Genomic DNA, 19,299 nt, shown 5'->3' with positions numbered 1-19,299 from the left:
CAAAATGCCAATTTGTGTGTAATTATAAGAAGTTTTATTGGGGCTTTAACTATATTTAACAATTAAATCCTTTCATTTTGTCTAATAGCGATGAATAGAATTAGCTGTGTTTTCAAGAATCAACAGGTCTTTCAATATCAACTGCGGAAAACCAACGCTGCAGAAAGAATAGAAAAACTGAGAAAATTAAAGGCTGCCATTCAAGAAAATGAAGGGTTAATCTATACTGCCCTACAAAAGGATCTAAGAAAAAACCATTTCGAGGCCGCCGTAACAGAATTGATTTTTACCTATGGCGAAATCGATTTTGCTATTAAAAACCTAAAAGGTTGGATGAGCCCAAAACGCATCGGAAAAAGCTTAAGCAATCCATTTGCCAAGAATAGGATTTATTATGAACCTAAGGGCGTTTGCTTGATCATTGCTCCGTGGAACTACCCTTTTCAACTGGTAATGTCTCCTTTGGTTTCTGCCATTGCCGCCGGAAACTGCGTCATGATCAAACCTTCTGAAATCAGCGCAAACACAAGCAAGGTAATAGCTAAAATCATCATCCATACTTTCGAGGAAGAAGAAATTGCTTGCGTTGAGGGCAACGCAACTGTTGCCAGCAAATTATTGGATCTCCCTTTTGACCATATTTTTTTTACGGGAAGCACGGCCATTGGTAAATTGGTTATGGCGGCGGCTGCAAAGAATCTGACCTCAGTAACGCTTGAGCTTGGAGGCAAATCTCCAACCATTATTGATAAAGAGGTAGATTTAGAAAAAGCCGCCAGAAAAATTGCATGGGGCAAATTGGTCAATAGTGGCCAAACTTGCATTGCGCCAGATTATATATTGATCCATGAACAGCGCTTGGACGAGTTCATTGGGCTTTATAAAACTTATGCCACGACCATGTATTTTAAATCCAAAGAGGAGATCAATCCTAATGCCTATGGAAAAATCATCAACCAGAAGCATTTTGACCGACTAAACGAACTGGTAAACGAGGCAGTTGAAAAAGGAGCCAGAATTAATTGGGGTGGAAAATCAGAAGAAAAAAACCATACGATCTACCCTGTAGTATTATCGCAACTACCATCGGGCTGTAGGGTTATGGAAGAAGAAATTTTTGGCCCTGTACTTCCCATCATTACTTATGGCCACTTAGATGAGGCAATAGATAAAATCAATGCCAAGAGCAAGCCTTTAGCCCTTTATATCTTTAGTAACAATTCCAAAAACATCAAGCATATTTTAAAAAATACAAGTGCTGGAGGTACCTGTATCAACGATGTGCTCATCCATTTGGCCAATCCAAAGCTCCCCTTTGGCGGCGTAAATGGCAGCGGAATGGGAAGCAGCCATGGTTTTTTTGGTTTTAAGAATTTTTCTCACGAGCGGGCCGTAGTCACACAAAGAAAACCAGACTTTAATGCCATGATCTATCCTCCATACCAGAAAAAAAACTGGGTTTTAAGCCTATTGAAAAAAATCATGTAATGTTTCCATCCATTTTGAAACAAGTTCATGGTAACGATAAAAACACCTGGTTTCAATGCGCTTATTATATTACTAAGCGATCTTAATTGAAGTCATCGTTAACGAACCACCAACAGCTTTATCGTTGAATAGTTCTACTTGCTCTTTTTCTGCCTGTAGGCCCAACGTATACATTAATGGCAGGTAGTGCTCTGGAGTTGGTATGGCCAAACGAACTTCGCTGCCCAAATTTTCATAATGAATTAACGATTGGTGATCTTTGTTCAGAATAGCCGTTTTAAATTTTTCACTGGCTTCTATTGCCCAATCATAGCCCCCGCCATTTATCATTTCCCAGCTTAACATGCGAAGGTTATGCACCATATTCCCACTCCCTAAGATCAGGACTCCTTTTTTGCGTAAAGCGGCAAGTTCTTTTGCCAGTTCATAATGATGCTGTGCTCCTTTTGTATAATCGATGCTTAATTGCAGCACTGGAATATCGGCTTTAGGATACATATGTCGAATAACAGTCCAGGCACCATGGTCCAAGCCCCAATCATGATCTAAAGTTACCGAAGTGGTTTTTACCAATCGGGCCGTTTCTGCCGCCAATAACGGACTACCAGGTGCGGGATACTGTACATTGAACAATGCTTCCGGAAATCCGCCAAAATCATGAATGGTAGGCGGCATATCCATGGCCGTAACCTTAGTTCCATGAGTAAACCAATGGGCCGAAACCACCAAAACCGCAGAAGGTAATGAGATAGACTTCGCCATATCTGACCAGCCTTTGCTAAACTCGTTCACTTCAATGCCGTTCATTGGCGAGCCATGTCCCATAAAAAGTACAGGCATGATATCGCTCTTTGGTAAATTAGAAGTAAAGGTTTTGAATTGATTTAGTGTATCCATTTTATGAAGCTGTGTCATGCTAAGCCTGTCGAAGCATGCATTTCGACAAGCTCAATGTGACAATGGAAATTACTTTGCTTGTACAAATTGCAAGTTCAAAGTGATGTTTACATTTTTAGCAATGCCGGCACCTGTAGGATCGTATTTGATGTTATAATCTAAACGATTAATGGTTGTGGTTGCCATAAACCCAGCTTTGGTATTTCCTTGTTGATCTTTTGCTGTTCCGCCATAAATCACGGTAAATTTTACATCCTTAGTCACATCACGAATGGTTAGCTTACCACTCAGTATATAAACATTAGTGGTTTGTTTTGAGCTTTTTACTGCCTGTTTCTTAAAGGAAGTGCTTACAAATGTGATTTTAGGAAATTTCTCCGCATTAAAAAAATCATCAGACTTTAAATGGTTGTCACGCATATCAACATCAGTACTAATACTAGCTAGATCCGCTGTAAAATTGATTTTTGCATCTGTCAAATCGGCTTTTGAAGCCAAAATTTCACCATCAAATTTTTTGAATGAACCATCTACAAAAGAAATACCCGAGTGTTTTACAGAAAAACTCACAAAGGAATGCATGGGATCAACCGTCCACTTGGTTTGTGCAAATGTGGCCAAGCTTAGGCCCGCTGCCAAAATAAATAAGAATAATTTTTTCATAACCTTTTATTAATGTATGTTTTTTATCATTTTATTAATGACACAAAGCTACAACACCCAAGTAAACAAAAAGTTGATGTATGTTAAGAAACAAGGTTAAAAGTGTGGCCCCGGGTTAGATCTGATCCAAGGTTTTACGCTGTAGATTTTGTTTGTATTGTGAGGGCGTTAAACCTGTTTCCTTTTTAAATTGTGCCGATAGATGTGCAACGCTACTATAATTTAGGCCAAAAGCGATCTCACTTAAAGTAAGTTCCCCATAGGTCAACAGTTCTTTGGCCTTCTCAATTTTTTGCTGAATATAATAGTGTTCAATGGTATTGTGCTCTTGGGTTGAAAATACGGTGCTCAAATAAGGATAATCAACAGATAATTTTTGGCTCAAATAATCCGAAAGGTTAACCTTAAGTGGTTCTTTTGAATAATGAGCCAATTCTACAATAGCCGCCTTAATCTGTGCAACCGCCATTTTTCTCTTATCCTCCAAAAGTTCGAAACCTAAATTTTCCAAGGCTTGCTTTACTTCTTGATATTGCACAGAAGAGAGCTCCTCTTCTAACAGCTCTACTTCACCTAGAGCTACCTTCTGGTAATGCAGCCCTTGTTTTTGCAGCACACTCTCCACTGCCATCTTGCAGCGATCGCAAACCATATTTTTGATGTAAAGCTTCATTCTTCACTAAAGTAGATAATTATTTGTTGAAGCTAAAACCATAAGTAATAATTCAACTTTACTTAGACAATGAGTTGCAATTTTTAGATAACTTAGCAGAAATTCATCTTTCATTATGAAGAAATTTCTACTCATCTGTGCCTTATTCTGCTGCAGTTTTACTTATGCTGCCAAGCCTAAATATCAGTATGTAAAAATCAACACCTTAAAAGGCGAATGTATCATTAGGCTTTATAATGAGACGCCTTTGCATCGCGATAATTTTTTAAAACTAGCCAAAGAAGGTTTCTATAATGGGACTATTTTTCACCGGGTAATTAAGGATTTCATGATCCAGGGAGGCGATCCCGATTCAAAAAACACCACTTCCGAATCCATGCTGGGTAATGGCGGGCCAGGCTATACCGTTCCTGCCGAGTTTCGAGACAGCCTGTTCCATAAAAAAGGCGTACTTGCCGCAGCAAGAGACAACAATCCCGAAAAGGCTTCAAGTGGAAGCCAGTTTTACTTGGTACAAGGCAAAATATTCACCGATGAACAATTAGATTTGGTGGAACAGAACAGGCTGAAACACAAAATTCCGGCCTATCAACGAGAGGTTTATAAAACCATTGGCGGCACGCCACATCTAGATCAGTCTTATACCGCTTACGGCGAAATAGTTAAAGGAATTGAAATGGTTGACAGTATTGCCAATGTAGAAACAGGAAATGCCAACAGGCCAAAAGAAGATGTAGTGATGACGGTTACTATCCTAAAGAAAAGAGAAGCAAAAAAACTGGAAAAAGAATTAAAGAAAGCAGCTATAAAGAAATGAAAATTATATCTTATAACGTTAATGGCATACGTGCCGCCTCTACAAAAGGTTTGTTTAACTGGCTACAGGCAACCGATGCCGATATGGTTTGTTTACAAGAAGTAAAAGCACTAAAGGAGCAGATCCCCGAAGTTATTGCCCTCATTGAGCATTTGGGCTATCACCACTATTGGTTCCCAGCAGAGAAAAAAGGATATAGTGGTGTGGCCATTCTTAGCAAAATAAAGCCTAACCATGTAGAATATGGCTGTGGCGAACAATGGATTGATGCAGAAGGCAGGATCTTGAGGGCTGATTTTGATGATTTTTCCCTAATGAGCCTGTATATGCCCTCTGGCTCTAGCGGCGATGAAAGGCAGACCAAAAAATATGAGTTCATGCGCTTCTTTGACGGTTATATTGAAAACCTAAAAAAAGAACACCCAAAACTGATCATTTCTGGCGACTATAACATCTGTCATAAGGCAATAGATATCCATAACCCAAAATCAAATGCCAACTCTTCTGGCTTCTTGCCAGAAGAAAGAGAATGGATGGAAATTTTCATCAATAATGGTTTCATCGACTCCTTCCGACATTTTAACCAAGATCCACACCATTACACTTGGTGGAGCTATCGTGCAGGCGCAAGGGGAAAGAATTTAGGCTGGCGTATCGATTATCATTTAACCACCCGAGAATTGGAAAGCCGCTTGAAGAACGTGCGCATTTTACCAGATGCATTACATAGCGACCATTGTCCAGTTTTATTGGAAATAGAATAAGGTTAACTGGTGAATTGTTTAAACGGCTTAACTGTACCAAACAATTTAACCAATTTTACGATTTAAACAATTAACCGACCATGCTAATCACCCACATCAAAGCGCTTATCGGTGTTCACCCAAAAGAAAAGCTTTTTCTTCGCGGTAGCGAATTAAACCAGCTTCCCTTTTTAGAAAATGCTTGGTTGTTGTTAGAAGATGGTTTGATTAAAGACTTTGGTCTGATGCAAAATCTGCCCAAATTTGAGACTGGTCACGAATTAAGTGCAGATGGCCGTTTCGTTTTTCCTTCTTGGTGTGATAGTCATACGCATATTGTTTTTGCGGCACCTAGAGAGGAAGAGTTTGCCCTAAAAATTGCAGGAAAAACCTACGAAGAAATTGCAGCAGCAGGAGGGGGCATATTAAACTCCGCAAACAAATTGCAAAAAGCTACAGAAGAAGAACTTTTCAAAAGTGCCAGTATTCGCTTAACGGATATGATAAGACAAGGCACCGGCGCTATAGAAATTAAAAGCGGCTATGGATTATCTGTAGAAAGCGAATTGAAAATGCTGAGGGTAATCAAACGACTGAAAGCCGCGTTTCCAATCCCAATTAAAGCTACCTTATTGGCTGCTCATGCTTATCCGGCAGAATTTAAGAATAATCACCAAGGCTATATCGATTTAATTATCAACGAGCTTTTGCCCAAGGTAGCGGCAGAAAACTTAGCCGATTATATAGACGTTTTTTGCGAAAAAGGCTTCTTCTCCAACGAAGAAACGGGGCAAATTTTAACCGCAGCGGCCAATTATGGTTTAAAACCAAAAATACATGCCAATCAGTTATCTAGCTCAGGAGCTGTAGAATTGGGTATAAAACACAATGCGGTTTCTGTAGACCACTTAGAAGAAACTGATGAAAACGTGCTGCTAGCGTTAAGTAAGAGCAACACCATTGCCACTTTATTGCCCTCGTGTTCCTTTTACATCAATATTCCCTTCGCCAATGCCAAAGGTCTTATTAACAGCAATGCAATTATAGCGTTGGCCAGTGATTACAATCCAGGTTCTACGCCATCAGGGAACATGAATTTTGTGGTTTCTCTGGGCTGTATCAAATTGAAGATGACACCAGAGCAAGCCATCAATGCAGCCACAATTAACGGAGCGGCCGCCATGGAACTAAGCGATCAAGTAGGCAGTATTGCCATAGGGAAAAAAGCAAATCTTTTTATAACTCGGCCCATGACATCTTTGGCCTATTTGCCTTATAGCTTTGGCCAGAGCCAAGTGGAAACGGTAATTTTAAACGGAGAAATTTATCATGATCAGCTTTAAGATATTTTCACAGGATGATATTCTGTCCTATATAAGCCAACGCGATGGGGAGACCAAATTGGGCGAAAAAGTGCAGGTATATTGCCCATTTGAAGAAAAAAAGGAAAAAACGATCGCTATTGAGGTGCTCAAACGATCGACCGCAAAATTTGTCCTTATAGGAATACCCGAAGACATTGGCGTAAGGGCAAATTACGGAATTGGTGGGGCAGATACCGCATGGCGGCCAGCCTTAAAAGCGTTTTTGAATTTGCAGCAAAATCCTTTTTTAGATGGTGATAATATTTTGGTCTTGGGCGAATTTGAAATTCCAAAGCCAATAGACGTTAATATAAATGAATTAAGAAATGCTGTGGAGCAACTAGACAATTCGGTCTATTGGCTTATTGAACAAATCGGTTTGACAGGGAAAATACCCATTATTATTGGCGGCGGGCACAATAATGCCTACCCCATTATTAAGGGCGTATCTTTAGCTAAAAAAGTAAAAATAAATGTGCTCAACATCGATGCGCACGCCGATTTACGACATACCAAAGAAGGGCGACATAGCGGTAATGGCTTTAGTTATGCCATCGAAAATGGTTTTTTGGATCAGTATCGGATTTTCGGGCTGCATCAAAATTACGCCAGCAACTCCCTAGTTGATTACATTAACCATAACGACAACATTCAGGCCTTGTATTTTGACGATCTTTTGAGAAGTGACACTAATACCCAAAAACAGTTCGAAATGCTTTTAGACGGCTTAAAATCTCCATTGGGCTTGGAAATTGATCTCGATAGTATCGTTCATGTATTGGCAAGTGCAGCTACCCCATCCGGTTTTTCACTAAACGATATACGAAACATCATTTTATCCAATGCCAGGTGTTTTGATTATCTGCACATCTGCGAAGGTGCTTCTATATCGGAAAATGGCAGCACCGACCTCTTAATTGGCAAAACAATTGCTTATTTGATCAGCGACTTTATTAAAGCTCCTCATCCTCGTAACGTTGCGCGGCCTTAGTCATCAGTTCCATTTCTGTTAACTGCTCTGCTGTTAAGGGCTCTTCTTGTTCCTGCATTTCAAAAATAGCAATCATTGTCTCTTCGTACTGTTTTGCCGTAATAATCTTAAAATCCTTTTCCATTGCTAATCATATTGAGATGGTATTGGTTCAAGTTGAGTGCCCAAATCTATAAATTTGATCTGGGGTAATGCAAACATCCAACCTAATATCATTTAAATGTACATCAATAATCTCATCTATTGGCCCAAAAAATGATATTCCCACTTTTTTGGTTTTAATACCCGATAAAAAACGATCATAGAAGCCCTTTCCATAACCCACTCGATAGCCTCTTTTATCAAAAGCCAGCAATGGAACCAGCACCATATCAATGTTGCCCAAATAAACCTTTTCCTGCTTAGGTTCTGGGATATGATATTCATTGACTTCCAAATTTTCCCTACCTATATAAAGATGATGGGTCAAGCTATGGTTTTCGAAATCGGATTTAGGAATTATAATGTTAATTTCTGGGTGGTTTTTCTCTAACCAATCGATCAAAAGAAAAGTATCGGGCTCCCTTTTTTTAACGATGGGCAGAAAAACGTGGATACTCGCTATCTCTGAAAAATCAAGCGTTTTAAACTGCGCCAACAACAATTGGTTTAGTGCCAAAAATTCATCGTCAGATAAAAATTTCCTCTGATGCAAAACCTGTTTTCTGATGGTTGATTTATTTGCCAATCCTTAGTTACTGAATAATTTACAATAGACCCCTTTGCTACGATCAGGATAATATTTTGGAAATACTAAGTTATAAAAAATGGCTCTAGAAATCTATCCAAAGCCATCGGTATATATTTTAGATTAATTTAGCCTATTTAACACGCTCTACATACTCTCCCGTACGCGTGTCAATTTTGATTCTATCTCCCTGGTTTACAAACAAAGGAACCCTGACCTCTATGCCATTTTCAAGCGTTGCTGCTTTTAATGCATTTGTAGAAGTATCTCCTTTTACCGCAGGTTCCGAATATGTAATTTCAAATTCAGCAAAGTTTGGCAATTGCGCCATAATAGGTTCATCACTTTCCATAGAAACCAACACGCTCATTCCTTCTTTTAAGAATTTTATTGCATTGCCAAAAAGTTCTTTTGAAACGTTAAACTGTTCGTAGCTTTCGTTATCCATGATCACTAAATAATCACCATCTTCGTACAAGTATTGGTAATCGTTTGTTTCTACACGGCAAATCTCAACGGCCTCATCGGTATTCATACGTGCCTCAACTATCCTACCTGTTTTAATGTTACGAAATTTTCCTGTGTAAAAAGCGCCACCTTTACCCGGCGTGCGGTGATTCCACTCATCAACAGTAACTAATTCGTTATTAACTCGAAGAATATTACCTGTCTTTATTTCTGATGCTTTTGCCATTACTATTATTATATTTTAGGTTTTTTTTATTTTTGAAACCGCAAAGTAAAACAATTTCAAAATTTATCATAAAAAAAGATGGCTTCGGGAACCACTCCGAAGCCACAATCAACCTAAACCTAAAACTAAACTATGAAAATTTATTTTACTCTTTCTATATAGTCTCCTGTACGTGTATCAATCTTCACTTTATCGCCCTGATTGATAAACATTGGGACTTTTATTTCTACACCTGTTTCTACTGTTGCATATTTTAATGCATTGGTAGAAGTGTTACCCTTAACCGCTGGCTCAGTGTAGGTAATTTCCAATTCCACGTGCGAAGGTGTTTGCGCCATAATTGGCTCCTCGCTTTCAAAAGCAATGATCACATTCATGCCTTCTTTTAAGAACTTTACCCCATCACCAAACAAAAATTTAGGGATGTTGAATTGCTCATAACTGGTATTATCCATTACCACCAAATAATTACCATCTTCATATAAATATTGATAATCATTGGTTTCTACACGACAAATCTCTACCTCTTCATCAACGCGGAAACGGTACTCAACAAGTTTTCCTGTTTTTACGTTACGCATTTTAGCTTGATAGAAAGCTCTTAAATTACCTGGAGTACGGTGAATAAATTCTTCTACCTGTGTCAATTCTCCGTTAAAGCGAAGAATATTTCCATTTTTAATATCAGATGCTTTTGCCATTTTTTTGAAATTTGCGCCTACTATCTGAGCCCTTATTTCGTGGCGCAAAGGTATAGACTATTTTTTAATTAAACAATAGTGATTTTCAAATATTTTTTAAATGTGCTTTTATTCACTTTAAAGGCACATTTCTGTGTTTTTATAAGAGCATTTTTACTTATAGTTGGTAATATTTAACTCATGATCACAGAAATCGTATTCGTGTTTTTGGTTTGAACCTACGATCACCAACTTATCATTTGCAAATTTTTCTATTAGGCCCAAATACCAATCGGTGCCCTGTGTATCCAGATTGGAAGTAGGTTCATCTAATATCAGGATAGGCGTATCGGCACAACAAGCCAAGGCCAATTTTGTTCGCTGTTTCATTCCAGAAGAAAAGTACTTTAATGCCTTGTCTTCTGCCTTATTGAGATTAAGTATATCTAAAACTGCAGCAGCATTAAGTCCTTGACTATATGGCTTAAACCTAAAATGGAAATCAATGGTCTCTTGCAGGGTAAACTCTTCTATCAAATCTAGGTATGGGGCAGCAAAACTAATGTAGGCGAAAATATCTTCGGTCAGAATCTCCTTTTGTTGGGCGTATCTGATTTTTCCTTCTGAGGGAGTCAAGCTTCCCAACGCTACACTTAAAAAAGTAGATTTTCCAGAACCATTTGGCCCAAGAATGGCATATCGTTGCCCGCTATCAAATGTATAGCTTAGGCTTCTAAAAATCCATTCTTTATTAAACCTTCTTCCTACATTTTCAAGGCTAATCTGCATTGCTCATCAACTACCTGAGCCAAAGCCCTTCATTACACCCCTATTAGAATTACGAATGAAATCAACAATTTCATCCCTGATCTCTGTTGGCTGAAATTCTGCTTCGATCATATCAAGCGCTTTAGTAACGTTGTTGTTCTTCACAAAAAGCACTCGGTAAATTTCCTGAATTTCGTTGATCTGCTCTGAAGAAAAGCCTCTTCTTCGAAGTCCTACAGAGTTAATTCCCACATAAGAAAGCGGTTCTCTGGCGGCCTTTACATAAGGAGGTACATCCTTGCGTACTAAAGACCCCCCTGTTACAAATGCATGTGACCCAACTTTAACAAATTGGTGGATAGCCACCAGGCCTGCCAAGACTACATAATCACCAATGGTAATATGTCCAGCTAAGGTAGTGCTATTGGAAAAAATACAATTATTACCTACCAAACAATCGTGTGCAATATGCGAATAGGCTTGGATCAGGCAATTGCTTCCCACAACGGTTTTCCATTTGTCCTTGGTCCCCCTATTAATGGTAACACACTCACGAATGGTCGTATTATCTCCAATTTCGGCAGTGGTCACCTCGCCGGCAAATTTTAAATCTTGTGGAATGCCAGAAATTACAGATCCAGGAAAAATACGACAGTTTTTGCCAATTCGAGCTCCGTCCATGACCACTACGTTGGATCCTATCCAAGTTCCTTCTCCAATTTCTACATCTTTATGTATGACCGCAAACGGCTCTACTACTACATTATCAGCTATTTTTGCCTGTGGGTGAATATATGCTAGGGGTTGTATCATTTTGGGGTATCGCTTTCTTTTACTTTTACAATTTGAGCCATCATTTCTGCTTCTACTACTACTTTTTCTCCAACCATTCCTACGCCCTTCATCTGAGCAATACCTCTGCGTATAGGCTCCATTAAGTCACATCTGAAAACGATCGTATCGCCAGGCTGCACTTGGGCCCTAAAGCGAACATTATCTATTTTTAAAAAGTAGGTCAAATAATTTTTAGGGTCAGGCACCGTACTTAAAACCAATATACCACCTGTTTGTGCCATCGCTTCTATCTGGATAACGCCAGGAAAAACAGGTGCACCAGGAAAATGTCCTTTAAAGAACTCTTCGTTCATGGTTACATTCTTCACCCCCACCACATGCGTCTTAGTAAGCTCTAATACTTTATCTACAAACAAAAAGGGCTGCCTATGTGGGAGGATATCCATAATTTGGGTGATATCATATATAGGCTTGGCGTTTACATCGTAAACGTTAACCTTTTTCTTCCCTTTTTCTTTTCTCATGGCCGCCTTAATTTTTTTGGCAAAGGCCACATTAGCGGCATGTCCAGGCCTTGCGGCCATGATATGTCCTTTTAGGTGAACACCAACCAAGGCCAAATCACCGATCATATCCAGTAATTTGTGACGGGCAGGTTCATTTTGGTAACGCAACTCCATATTATTTAAAATACCCTGTGGCGCCACATCAATCTCTTCTCTATTAAATATTTTGGCCAAATGGGCCAATTCTTCTTGGGTGACTTCCTTATCAACAATTACGATCGCATTGTTTAGGTCTCCACCTTTAATCAGGTTATGTTGTAACTGGTATTCTAGTTCATGCAAAAAGCAAAAAGTACGACATGAAGCGATTTCTTTTTTGAATTCTTCTATAGCCGTAATTCCCGCATGCTGGCTTCCCAATACCGGAGAATTATAATCGATCATACAGGTAAACCTATAATCGTCAAGTGGCATGGCCACAATCTCTACTTTCCTATCTGGCTCTGTATAAGTGATATTATGCGGAATAGTGTAATATTCCCTATCCGTATTCTGTAGTACAGTACCAACCTGTTCTAACACTTCGATAAATTTGATAGAGCTTCCATCCATAATTGGCGTTTCAGGTCCATCTACCTTAATCAGTACATTGTCTAGGTCCATGCCTACCAATGAGGCCATGACGTGTTCTACCGTACTTACACTCGCTCCATCCTGTGAAATCGTTGTGCCACGGGCCGTATCGGTCACGTTATCACAATCGGCATCGATAATTGGTTGCCCCGGCAAATCCACTCGTTGAAACTTAAATCCATGGTTATCTGGTGCTGGACAAAAAGTTAAAGTAACGTTCGCTCCAGTATGCAGGCCCACTCCTTTAACAGATATCTCTCCTTTTATCGTTTTTTGCTTAACGTTCATTATCATGTTTGTGTTGTTGTCATTTTTTCTATCACAGCGGTAAGCTCTGCTATTTTAGCTTCAAGTTCCCGAACCTTTCTATCCATATCTGGCAACTTTTTAAATATTACAGTCGCCCGCATCCACTCCTTTAAAGGTTGCGCTGGACTACCATGCCACTGTTTGTTTTCCTCGGTATCAAAATTGATCCCTGCCTGTGCGCCTACCTGGGTACCTTTTCCCAAGGTAAGATGTCCTGCAATGCCTACTTGTCCGCCAATAACAGAATTTTCGCCCAGTTTCGTACTTCCCGAAATGCCCGTTTGTGCCGCCACAACCGAGTGGGCGCCCACGTCAACATTATGGGCAATCTGTATCAGGTTATCTAATTTTGCTCCCTTACGCACATAGGTAGACCCCATGGTCGCCCTATCGATAGTTGTGTTTGCCCCAACCTCCACATCATCTTCGATCACTACATTTCCTATCTGTGCAATTTTATTATATGAGCCGTCTGATTGTGGGGCAAAACCAAATCCATCACTTCCAATAACGGTATTTGAGTGGATAATCACCCTATTTCCTACAATAGAATGCTTATATATTTTTACGCCTGGATGAATGATACAATCATTGCCCAGTTTACTGCCAGCCCCTACATAAGTCTGGGGATAAACCTTGCAGTTATCTCCAATAACAACATTCTCCTCTATGCAACAGAATGCCCCAATAAAAACATTATGCCCAATTTTTGCACTAGGATGTATAAACGATGGCTGCTGTATTCCCGTTTCCTGCTTTCCCAAGTTAACTGCCTCATTGTATTTTTCCAGCAATATAGAAAAAGCACTATAAGGATCTTTGACCCTAACCAAAGTGCTTTTAACGGGTTGAGATGGCTCGAAGTCTTTCGAAACTATAACGATCGATGCTTCTGTTTTATATAGATAGCTTTCGTATTTAGGATTTGACAAAAAGCAAAGAGAGCCAGCAGTGCCATCTTCTATTTTAGAAAGCACACTAACCTGAGCGGTTTCGTCGCCTTCAATGGTCCCATTTAAAAATTCGCCTATCTGCTTGGCAGTAAATTGCATTTTACAAAGTTAAATGTTAAATTGATATGAACAAATAATCAATCTTAGGTATTTGGTAAGACGAATTAACGAGAAAAACATATCATTATTTTGTTAAAAAGTGCTAAATATCTCTAACATAACATAGAATATGCTTTTCTACCGTTTTATCTAACGACTCGAGGTTCGAAAGATCAGATGCTTTAGCGATATCCGACAGCGTATTATTTTTCATTAAAATATTAATGTTGCTACTCGCCGCATTGTATGCCCTGTTCTTTATCGTGTCTGTAAATACAAAATATGATAAATCATCATCGTCAACGCCTAAAGCAACCCCAGTTTGAAAAGCCAATCGTTCGAATCGCTGCAAATCGGGAGCATCATTGCTAATTTCTACCTTATACAATTTTCTTGAGTTCAGCATTTTGCAAAGTTTTGCCAATATCGGATCGTCGCTATCAGCCCAAACCTTTACCGACGCGTAGATATCCTGGTCATCAAGTTTTGAAAATTGCTGCAAATGATATTCGCTTTCAAAAAAATTGAGCTCGGTGATATCATGTTTTAGAAAATGTTGAAGTGCAGGTGTGGCAAACAGCGTAGTCCCACTTGTAGAAAGCTCCTTTGCCCTTTCCAAAATTTTCACCAGCAATAATTCTGCGGCAATAACGGTTTTATGTAGATAAACCTGCCAGTACATCAATCTTCGTGCAATTAGAAACTTCTCTACAGAGTAAATTCCTTTTTCTTCCACAACGAGTTGATCGTCAACTACGTTAAACATCTTTATAATGCGATCGAAACTGATCACGCCCTCGCTTACGCCCGTAAAGAAGCTGTCTCGATTTAGGTAATCCATCCTATCTAGGTCAACCTGGCCCGAGATCAACTGGTAAAAAAACTTGCGGGGATAATGGCCTTTGAACATGTTGATGGCTTTTGTCAATCGGCCGCCAAACTCTTCATTTAGCTTGTCCATCATCAAAGAAGAAATATCTTCATGTTTTATTCCACGGGCAATTGTATATTCAAGAGCATGGGAAAAAGGACCATGCCCTATGTCATGTAGCAAAATTGCTATAGTGGCCGCCTCTTCTTCTTCCTCACTAATCTGATGTCCTTTATTTTTTAACACTTCTATGGCTAAACTCATCAGGTGCATAGCGCCCAAGGCATGATGAAACCTGGTATGCAGGGCTCCGGGATATACCAAATGCGTCATTCCCAACTGCTTGATGTATCTTAAGCGCTGAAAATAAGGATGCGAAATGAGATCAAAAACAAATGCTGAAGGTATATTAATAAACCCATAAACCGGGTCGTTGACGATTTTCTTTTTGTTCAAATCTTAAATATAAATTATACGGTACAAAAATTGCTAAATTTATCGACAGTAAAAAAGCCATCGGCTTATTTAATATTTTAATTTACACAAAAAAGATACAAAATGCAGGAAACCAAAATCTTATGGGCCGACGACGAAATCAACCTCCTAAAACCACATATTTTATTGTTGAACGAGAAAGGATATCAGGTGAGCACATTTACCAATGGAAATGATGCCCTAGAGGCTTTTGGAAAAGAACATTTTGACTTGGTGTTTTTAGATGAGAATATGCCCGGACTAAGCGGATTGGAGACCTTATCGGCCATTAAGAACATTCGTTCTGACGTCCCTGTGGTGCTAATTACCAAAAGCGAGGAAGAAAATCTGATGGAAGACGCCATTGGATCTAAAATTGATGATTATCTGATCAAACCGGTTAACCCAAAACAAGTTTTATTAACGATCAAAAAATTAATTGACAATAAGCGTTTGGTTAGTGAGAAAACATCTTCTGCCTATCAGCAGGATTTCAGACGCCTAGGCATGACGCTTAATGACAAATTAACTTATGATGAATGGGTTGAGGTCTATAAAAAATTGGTGTTTTGGGAGTTAGAGCTTGAAAAATTGGATGATCCGCAGATGCATGAAATTTTAACTATGCAAAAGTCTGAAGCGAATACGCAATTTTCGAAATTTGTGGAAGACCATTATCTAGATTGGGTAAACGGGCGAGGTCCAGCTCCCTTATTTTCCAATGAGCTGTTAAAAAAGAAGGTTTTTCCGTTGATCAATAGCACAACTCCAGTCTTTTTTATCCTTATCGACAACCTCAGGTATGACCAGTGGAAAGTCATCAATCCCTTAATCACCGAATATTTCCGTCTGGAAGAAGAAGATACTTATTCGAGCATTTTACCAACAGCTACCCAATACGCAAGAAATGCCATTTTTTCTGGGCTGATGCCTTTGGATATGGAAAAACGTTTTCCTTCGTTATGGCAAAATGATGATGATGAGGGGGGAAAAAACTTGCATGAAGAGACTTTTTTAGACGATCAGATCAAACGAAGTCTTAGAAAGGACTGTAAGTTCAGCTACCATAAAATTTTAACTTTTGATCAAGGCAAAGACTTGCTTGACCAAGCGAACAACCTCATGCATAATGATTTTAACGCCATTGTTTTCAATTTTGTGGATATGCTCTCTCATGCCAGAACCGATATGCAGATGATCAGAGAACTGGCAAACGATGATGCTGCTTACCGATCATTAACGCTATCTTGGTTTGAACACTCTCCATTGTTAGAGCTGATTAAGAAGTTATCGCAGAAACGCATCAAACTTATTATTACAACCGATCATGGAACTATCCGCGTAAAAAACCCAAGCAAGGTAATTGGCGATAGAAGCACAAACACGAATTTGCGTTATAAGCAGGGCAAAAACCTAAACTATAATCCTAAAGAAGTTTTTCTGATTAAAAATCCACACGAGGCTAAACTGCCTAAGATAAATATCAGCTCGAACTATATCTTTGCAAAAGAAGACCAGTATTTTGTTTATCAGAACAACTATAACCAATTTGTGAACTACTATAACGAAACTTTTCAACATGGAGGCATTTCAATGGAAGAAATGATCATTCCTATAGTGACTTACAGCTCTAAATAATTCATGCAAGTAGAAATTAATGGGATAGCCCAACTTCCAATGGCCGCGAAAAAGTTATTGGATTTTGCCAAAACACATCGTTTTTTTGTGTTTGAAGGAGAAATGGCAGCAGGAAAAACAACCTTTATCAAAGCCTTTTGTGAAGCTTTGGGCATTACTGATGTAGTAAGCAGCCCTACATTCTCTATCGTAAATGAATATGAAAGCCCGAAAGGACCTGTTTACCACTTCGATTTTTATAGACTTAAAAACCTACAGGAGGCCTATGATATTGGTTATGAAGAATATTTTTACAGCAACTGTTTCTGTTTGGTAGAATGGCCGGAAAAAATAGAAGAGCTTTTACCCGAGGATTATATAAAAGTTAAAATCACTATTACAGGATCCGAACAACGGATATTCGAGTTCATTGAGATCAATGAGTAAGTTTAAAGTTTGGTTTTTTTAGCCGAGCTTGTTGTTTTAATGCATCTTTCTTGATGGTTGCCCCAAGGAATCTTTCGTTTATGTTGTTGCCAATGGTCAAAAAAGAACGATAAACCTGTTGATTAAGATAGATTTTTCGTATCTTCAAAGCTCTAAACTACCATAAATACATGGCTACAGGATTACGCGACGAAATGGCTGCCATTGCTCAAAGGGGCTTATTTCAAACCCAAGAAGCAGTATTAGCAACAGGAAAGAAAAGCAACGATCTATTTATAGGCATACCCAAAGAATCTTCTTTTCAAGAACGCAGGATAGCCTTAACTCCACTTTCAGTTGCCTTATTGGTTAACAATGGCCATAAGGTAATTTTGGAAACTGGGGCTGGCGATGGAGCAAACTTTAGCGACAAAGATTACAGTGAGCAAGGTGCGCAGATCTCTTTCAACAAAAAAGATGTGTGGGCCGCAGATATTATTGTGAAGATTGCCCCGCCTAGCCTAAACGAAATCGCCATGATGCACAAGGGGCAAACACTTATTTCTGCTCTGCAAATTGGAACTTTAAAGGTAGATACATTAAAGGCATTGCTTAATAAGAAAATCAATGCCCTTTGTTTCGAAAACTTGCGTGATGAAGGAAATGTGTTAAGCGTGGTACGGGCTATGGGCGAGATTGTGGGAGCCACTTCCATTTTTATCGCCGCCGAATACCTAAGCAGTGCCTTTGGTGGCAAGGGATTAATGCTCGGAGGGTTTACAGGCGTACCACCAACCGAAATCGTAATTCTTGGTGCCGGCACCGTAGGGGAATATGCCGCCAGAACAGCCCTGTCATTGGGTGCCGAAGTCAAAGTTTTTGACAGCTCCATATTTAAATTAAGACGATTACAGAATAACTTGGGCAGCAGGGTTTTTACTTCGGTAATGCAGCCCATTGTACTGGCTAAGGCCATTACAACTTGCGATGTGGTCATTGGCGCCATCCGTTCTGATCATGGCCGCAGCCCTTGTGTGGTTATGGAAGAAACCGTATCAAGAATGAAACCCCACTCCGTTGTTGTCGATGTAAGCATAGACCAGGGCGGATGTTTTGAAACCTCTCAGGTAACCAGCCACAAAGAACCTGTCTTTGTGAAACATGAAGTGATCCATTATTGCGTACCTAACATTGCTTCACGTGTACCTAGAACGGCCTCTTATGCACTAACCAATATTTTTGCGCCCATTTTAGTTGACATTGGCGACATGGGTGGACTGATGAATATGGTTTGGAATAAACCTGGCATCAGAGAAGGCTTATATTGTTATCAAGGCCACTTGACCAACAAGGACCTGGCCAATATGTATAACCTTCCGCACAAAGACCTGGAGCTATTAGTATTATCCAATCAATAGACATTATGAAGAATTTATTTGTCGTTCTACTTTTAATTTCCTACCTAAGTTCGTGCGCACAAAAGAATGCTCAAAATCCTTTTGGATTAAAAATAACCAATAATTATAAGGCTTATCAGAGTGCTATTGCCAAAAATCCAAATAATGAACTGGTAGATATTAAAAAAGCCATTCCCTCCATTGTACTGGATGTACGTTATGCCACCAAAAACAATTTCATGAAACAGGCCATGTATAAACAGGCACGTGCTTTCGCCCGTAAGCCTGTGGTGGAACAATTAAAACAGATACAAGCGGCCCTTAGTAAAAAAGGTTATGGTCTAAAAATATTTGATGGTTACAGGCCCTATGCCGTAACACTTTCTTTTTATGAGAAAGCTAGTAATAAGGAATTTGTGGCCAATCCCAACAAAGGCTCCAAACATAACAGGGGCTGTGCCATAGATTTAACGATGATTGACCTCAAAACGGGAAAAGATGTTCCTATGCCAACTCCCTATGACAGTTTTGAGGAGGCGGCTGCTTCACGTTATGATAAACTCCCTCCAGAGATTATCAAAAACAGGGATTTTTTAATCAATACCATGCAAGCGCACGGCTTTAAGGTCATTTACAATGAATGGTGGCATTTTGATTTTAACGGATGGCAGGATTATGACCTAATGGATATTCCATTTGAACGGCTATAATTGG

The 19,299-nt window shown here is 39.3% G+C and carries 21 protein-coding genes; 9 read left to right on the top strand and 12 right to left on the bottom strand.

Annotation, left to right across the window (positions count from 1 at the left end):
- Positions 1–90: 90 nt before the first annotated feature.
- Complete coding sequence (locus JHD79_RS03980; RefSeq protein WP_199117908.1) at positions 91–1,488, top strand: aldehyde dehydrogenase family protein; 1,398 nt, start codon at positions 91–93, stop codon at positions 1,486–1,488.
- Positions 1,489–1,560: 72 nt separating this feature from the next.
- Here JHD79_RS03980 and ygiD read toward each other — a convergent pair whose 3' ends face one another.
- The 3 genes from ygiD to JHD79_RS03965 form a co-directional block, all read right to left on the bottom strand.
- Positions 1,561–2,385 carry a 4,5-DOPA dioxygenase extradiol gene (gene ygiD, locus JHD79_RS03975; RefSeq protein WP_199117907.1) on the bottom strand — a complete coding sequence of 275 codons (825 nt, stop codon included), beginning with the start codon at positions 2,383–2,385 and terminating at the stop codon, positions 1,561–1,563.
- A gap of 69 nt (positions 2,386–2,454) precedes the next feature.
- Positions 2,455–3,048, bottom strand: coding sequence for a YceI family protein (locus JHD79_RS03970; protein WP_199117906.1), 594 nt, complete (start codon positions 3,046–3,048; stop codon positions 2,455–2,457).
- Between the two features lie 115 nt (positions 3,049–3,163).
- Entirely contained in the window at positions 3,164–3,721 is a 558-nt protein-coding gene (locus JHD79_RS03965) for an AraC family transcriptional regulator (RefSeq protein WP_199117905.1), read from the bottom strand.
- Positions 3,722–3,836: 115 nt separating this feature from the next.
- On the opposite strand from JHD79_RS03965, the gene JHD79_RS03960 reads away from it, so the two are divergent.
- The 4 genes from JHD79_RS03960 (at position 3,837) to JHD79_RS03945 (ending at position 7,636) form a co-directional block, all read left to right on the top strand.
- Positions 3,837–4,538 carry a peptidylprolyl isomerase gene (locus JHD79_RS03960; RefSeq protein ID WP_199117904.1) on the top strand — a complete coding sequence of 234 codons (702 nt, stop codon included), beginning with the start codon at positions 3,837–3,839 and terminating at the stop codon, positions 4,536–4,538.
- Complete coding sequence (locus JHD79_RS03955; protein ID WP_199117903.1) at positions 4,535–5,302, top strand: exodeoxyribonuclease III; 768 nt, start codon at positions 4,535–4,537, stop codon at positions 5,300–5,302. The genes JHD79_RS03960 and JHD79_RS03955 overlap by 4 nt, the downstream gene beginning before the upstream one ends.
- Positions 5,303–5,382: 80 nt before the next feature.
- Positions 5,383–6,624, top strand: coding sequence for an imidazolonepropionase (hutI, locus tag JHD79_RS03950; RefSeq protein ID WP_199117902.1), 1,242 nt, complete (start codon positions 5,383–5,385; stop codon positions 6,622–6,624).
- On the top strand, positions 6,611–7,636 hold the full coding sequence (locus tag JHD79_RS03945; protein ID WP_199117901.1) for a formimidoylglutamase: 1,026 nt from the start codon (positions 6,611–6,613) through the stop codon (positions 7,634–7,636). The genes hutI and JHD79_RS03945 overlap by 14 nt, the downstream gene beginning before the upstream one ends.
- On the opposite strand, the gene JHD79_RS03940 is transcribed toward JHD79_RS03945, so the two are convergent.
- The 9 genes from JHD79_RS03940 to JHD79_RS03900 all read right to left on the bottom strand — a co-directional run bounded on the left by JHD79_RS03940 (position 7,599) and on the right by JHD79_RS03900 (position 15,127).
- Positions 7,599–7,760, bottom strand: a complete 162-nt coding sequence (locus JHD79_RS03940; protein WP_199117900.1) for a hypothetical protein — start codon at positions 7,758–7,760, stop codon at positions 7,599–7,601. The genes JHD79_RS03945 and JHD79_RS03940 overlap by 38 nt on opposite strands.
- 27 nt (positions 7,761–7,787) lie before the next feature.
- Positions 7,788–8,363 (bottom strand): 5-formyltetrahydrofolate cyclo-ligase, encoded by a 576-nt coding sequence (locus tag JHD79_RS03935; RefSeq protein ID WP_199117899.1) that lies wholly within the window; start codon positions 8,361–8,363, stop codon positions 7,788–7,790.
- A 133-nt stretch (positions 8,364–8,496) separates the two neighbouring features.
- On the bottom strand, positions 8,497–9,057 hold the full coding sequence (gene efp, locus JHD79_RS03930; RefSeq protein ID WP_199117898.1) for an elongation factor P: 561 nt from the start codon (positions 9,055–9,057) through the stop codon (positions 8,497–8,499).
- A 140-nt stretch (positions 9,058–9,197) separates the two neighbouring features.
- Positions 9,198–9,758, bottom strand: a complete 561-nt coding sequence (gene efp / locus JHD79_RS03925; protein WP_199117897.1) for an elongation factor P — start codon at positions 9,756–9,758, stop codon at positions 9,198–9,200.
- A gap of 153 nt (positions 9,759–9,911) precedes the next feature.
- Positions 9,912–10,526, bottom strand: coding sequence for an ATP-binding cassette domain-containing protein (locus JHD79_RS03920; protein ID WP_199117896.1), 615 nt, complete (start codon positions 10,524–10,526; stop codon positions 9,912–9,914).
- A 6-nt stretch (positions 10,527–10,532) separates the two neighbouring features.
- Entirely contained in the window at positions 10,533–11,318 is a 786-nt protein-coding gene (lpxA, locus tag JHD79_RS03915) for an acyl-ACP--UDP-N-acetylglucosamine O-acyltransferase (RefSeq protein WP_199117895.1), read from the bottom strand.
- Positions 11,315–12,727 (bottom strand): bifunctional UDP-3-O-[3-hydroxymyristoyl] N-acetylglucosamine deacetylase/3-hydroxyacyl-ACP dehydratase, encoded by a 1,413-nt coding sequence (locus tag JHD79_RS03910; RefSeq protein WP_199117894.1) that lies wholly within the window; start codon positions 12,725–12,727, stop codon positions 11,315–11,317. The genes lpxA and JHD79_RS03910 overlap by 4 nt, the downstream gene beginning before the upstream one ends.
- A 2-nt stretch (positions 12,728–12,729) precedes the next feature.
- Positions 12,730–13,800 (bottom strand): UDP-3-O-(3-hydroxymyristoyl)glucosamine N-acyltransferase, encoded by a 1,071-nt coding sequence (gene lpxD, locus JHD79_RS03905; protein ID WP_199117893.1) that lies wholly within the window; start codon positions 13,798–13,800, stop codon positions 12,730–12,732.
- 103 nt (positions 13,801–13,903) lie between these two features.
- On the bottom strand, positions 13,904–15,127 hold the full coding sequence (locus tag JHD79_RS03900) for an HD domain-containing protein (RefSeq protein ID WP_199117892.1): 1,224 nt from the start codon (positions 15,125–15,127) through the stop codon (positions 13,904–13,906).
- A gap of 102 nt (positions 15,128–15,229) precedes the next feature.
- On the opposite strand from JHD79_RS03900, the gene JHD79_RS03895 reads away from it, so the two are divergent.
- The 4 genes from JHD79_RS03895 (at position 15,230) to JHD79_RS03880 (ending at position 19,295) form a co-directional block, all read left to right on the top strand.
- Positions 15,230–16,783 (top strand): bifunctional response regulator/alkaline phosphatase family protein, encoded by a 1,554-nt coding sequence (locus tag JHD79_RS03895; RefSeq protein ID WP_199117891.1) that lies wholly within the window; start codon positions 15,230–15,232, stop codon positions 16,781–16,783.
- Positions 16,784–16,786: 3 nt separating this feature from the next.
- Positions 16,787–17,209: a tRNA (adenosine(37)-N6)-threonylcarbamoyltransferase complex ATPase subunit type 1 TsaE gene (gene tsaE, locus JHD79_RS03890; RefSeq protein ID WP_199117890.1), complete on the top strand. Its 423-nt coding sequence runs from the start codon at positions 16,787–16,789 to the stop codon at positions 17,207–17,209.
- A gap of 170 nt (positions 17,210–17,379) precedes the next feature.
- Positions 17,380–18,606, top strand: a complete 1,227-nt coding sequence (locus JHD79_RS03885; RefSeq protein WP_199117889.1) for an alanine dehydrogenase — start codon at positions 17,380–17,382, stop codon at positions 18,604–18,606.
- Positions 18,607–18,611: 5 nt separating this feature from the next.
- Positions 18,612–19,295 (top strand): M15 family metallopeptidase, encoded by a 684-nt coding sequence (locus tag JHD79_RS03880; protein WP_199117888.1) that lies wholly within the window; start codon positions 18,612–18,614, stop codon positions 19,293–19,295.
- Positions 19,296–19,299: the final 4 nt, after the last annotated feature.

It is taken from the genome of Pedobacter sp. ASV28, from assembly GCF_016428855.1.
Classification (GTDB): Bacteria; Bacteroidota; Bacteroidia; order Sphingobacteriales; family Sphingobacteriaceae; genus Pedobacter.
Note: the sequence above shows the minus strand (reverse complement) of the source record. Positions and strands in the feature narration are given on the sequence as shown.

Bases quoted from the DNA above. Each gene is read 5' to 3' on its own strand.
- JHD79_RS03980 (WP_199117908.1), top strand. From the start codon at position 91: ATGAATAGAATTAGCTGTGTTTTCAAGAATCAACAGGTCTTTCAATAT.
- ygiD (WP_199117907.1), bottom strand. From the start codon at position 2,385: ATGGATACACTAAATCAATTCAAAACCTTTACTTCTAATTTACCAAAG.
- JHD79_RS03970 (WP_199117906.1), bottom strand. From the start codon at position 3,048: ATGAAAAAATTATTCTTATTTATTTTGGCAGCGGGCCTAAGCTTGGCC.
- JHD79_RS03965 (WP_199117905.1), bottom strand. From the start codon at position 3,721: ATGAAGCTTTACATCAAAAATATGGTTTGCGATCGCTGCAAGATGGCA.
- JHD79_RS03960 (WP_199117904.1), top strand. From the start codon at position 3,837: ATGAAGAAATTTCTACTCATCTGTGCCTTATTCTGCTGCAGTTTTACT.
- JHD79_RS03955 (WP_199117903.1), top strand. From the start codon at position 4,535: ATGAAAATTATATCTTATAACGTTAATGGCATACGTGCCGCCTCTACA.
- hutI (WP_199117902.1), top strand. From the start codon at position 5,383: ATGCTAATCACCCACATCAAAGCGCTTATCGGTGTTCACCCAAAAGAA.
- JHD79_RS03945 (WP_199117901.1), top strand. From the start codon at position 6,611: ATGATCAGCTTTAAGATATTTTCACAGGATGATATTCTGTCCTATATA.
- JHD79_RS03940 (WP_199117900.1), bottom strand. From the start codon at position 7,760: ATGGAAAAGGATTTTAAGATTATTACGGCAAAACAGTACGAAGAGACA.
- efp (WP_199117898.1), bottom strand. From the start codon at position 9,057: ATGGCAAAAGCATCAGAAATAAAGACAGGTAATATTCTTCGAGTTAAT.
- efp (WP_199117897.1), bottom strand. From the start codon at position 9,758: ATGGCAAAAGCATCTGATATTAAAAATGGAAATATTCTTCGCTTTAAC.
- JHD79_RS03920 (WP_199117896.1), bottom strand. From the start codon at position 10,526: ATGCAGATTAGCCTTGAAAATGTAGGAAGAAGGTTTAATAAAGAATGG.
- lpxA (WP_199117895.1), bottom strand. From the start codon at position 11,318: ATGATACAACCCCTAGCATATATTCACCCACAGGCAAAAATAGCTGAT.
- JHD79_RS03910 (WP_199117894.1), bottom strand. From the start codon at position 12,727: ATGAACGTTAAGCAAAAAACGATAAAAGGAGAGATATCTGTTAAAGGA.
- lpxD (WP_199117893.1), bottom strand. From the start codon at position 13,800: ATGCAATTTACTGCCAAGCAGATAGGCGAATTTTTAAATGGGACCATT.
- JHD79_RS03895 (WP_199117891.1), top strand. From the start codon at position 15,230: ATGCAGGAAACCAAAATCTTATGGGCCGACGACGAAATCAACCTCCTA.
- tsaE (WP_199117890.1), top strand. From the start codon at position 16,787: ATGCAAGTAGAAATTAATGGGATAGCCCAACTTCCAATGGCCGCGAAA.
- JHD79_RS03885 (WP_199117889.1), top strand. From the start codon at position 17,380: ATGGCTACAGGATTACGCGACGAAATGGCTGCCATTGCTCAAAGGGGC.
- JHD79_RS03880 (WP_199117888.1), top strand. From the start codon at position 18,612: ATGAAGAATTTATTTGTCGTTCTACTTTTAATTTCCTACCTAAGTTCG.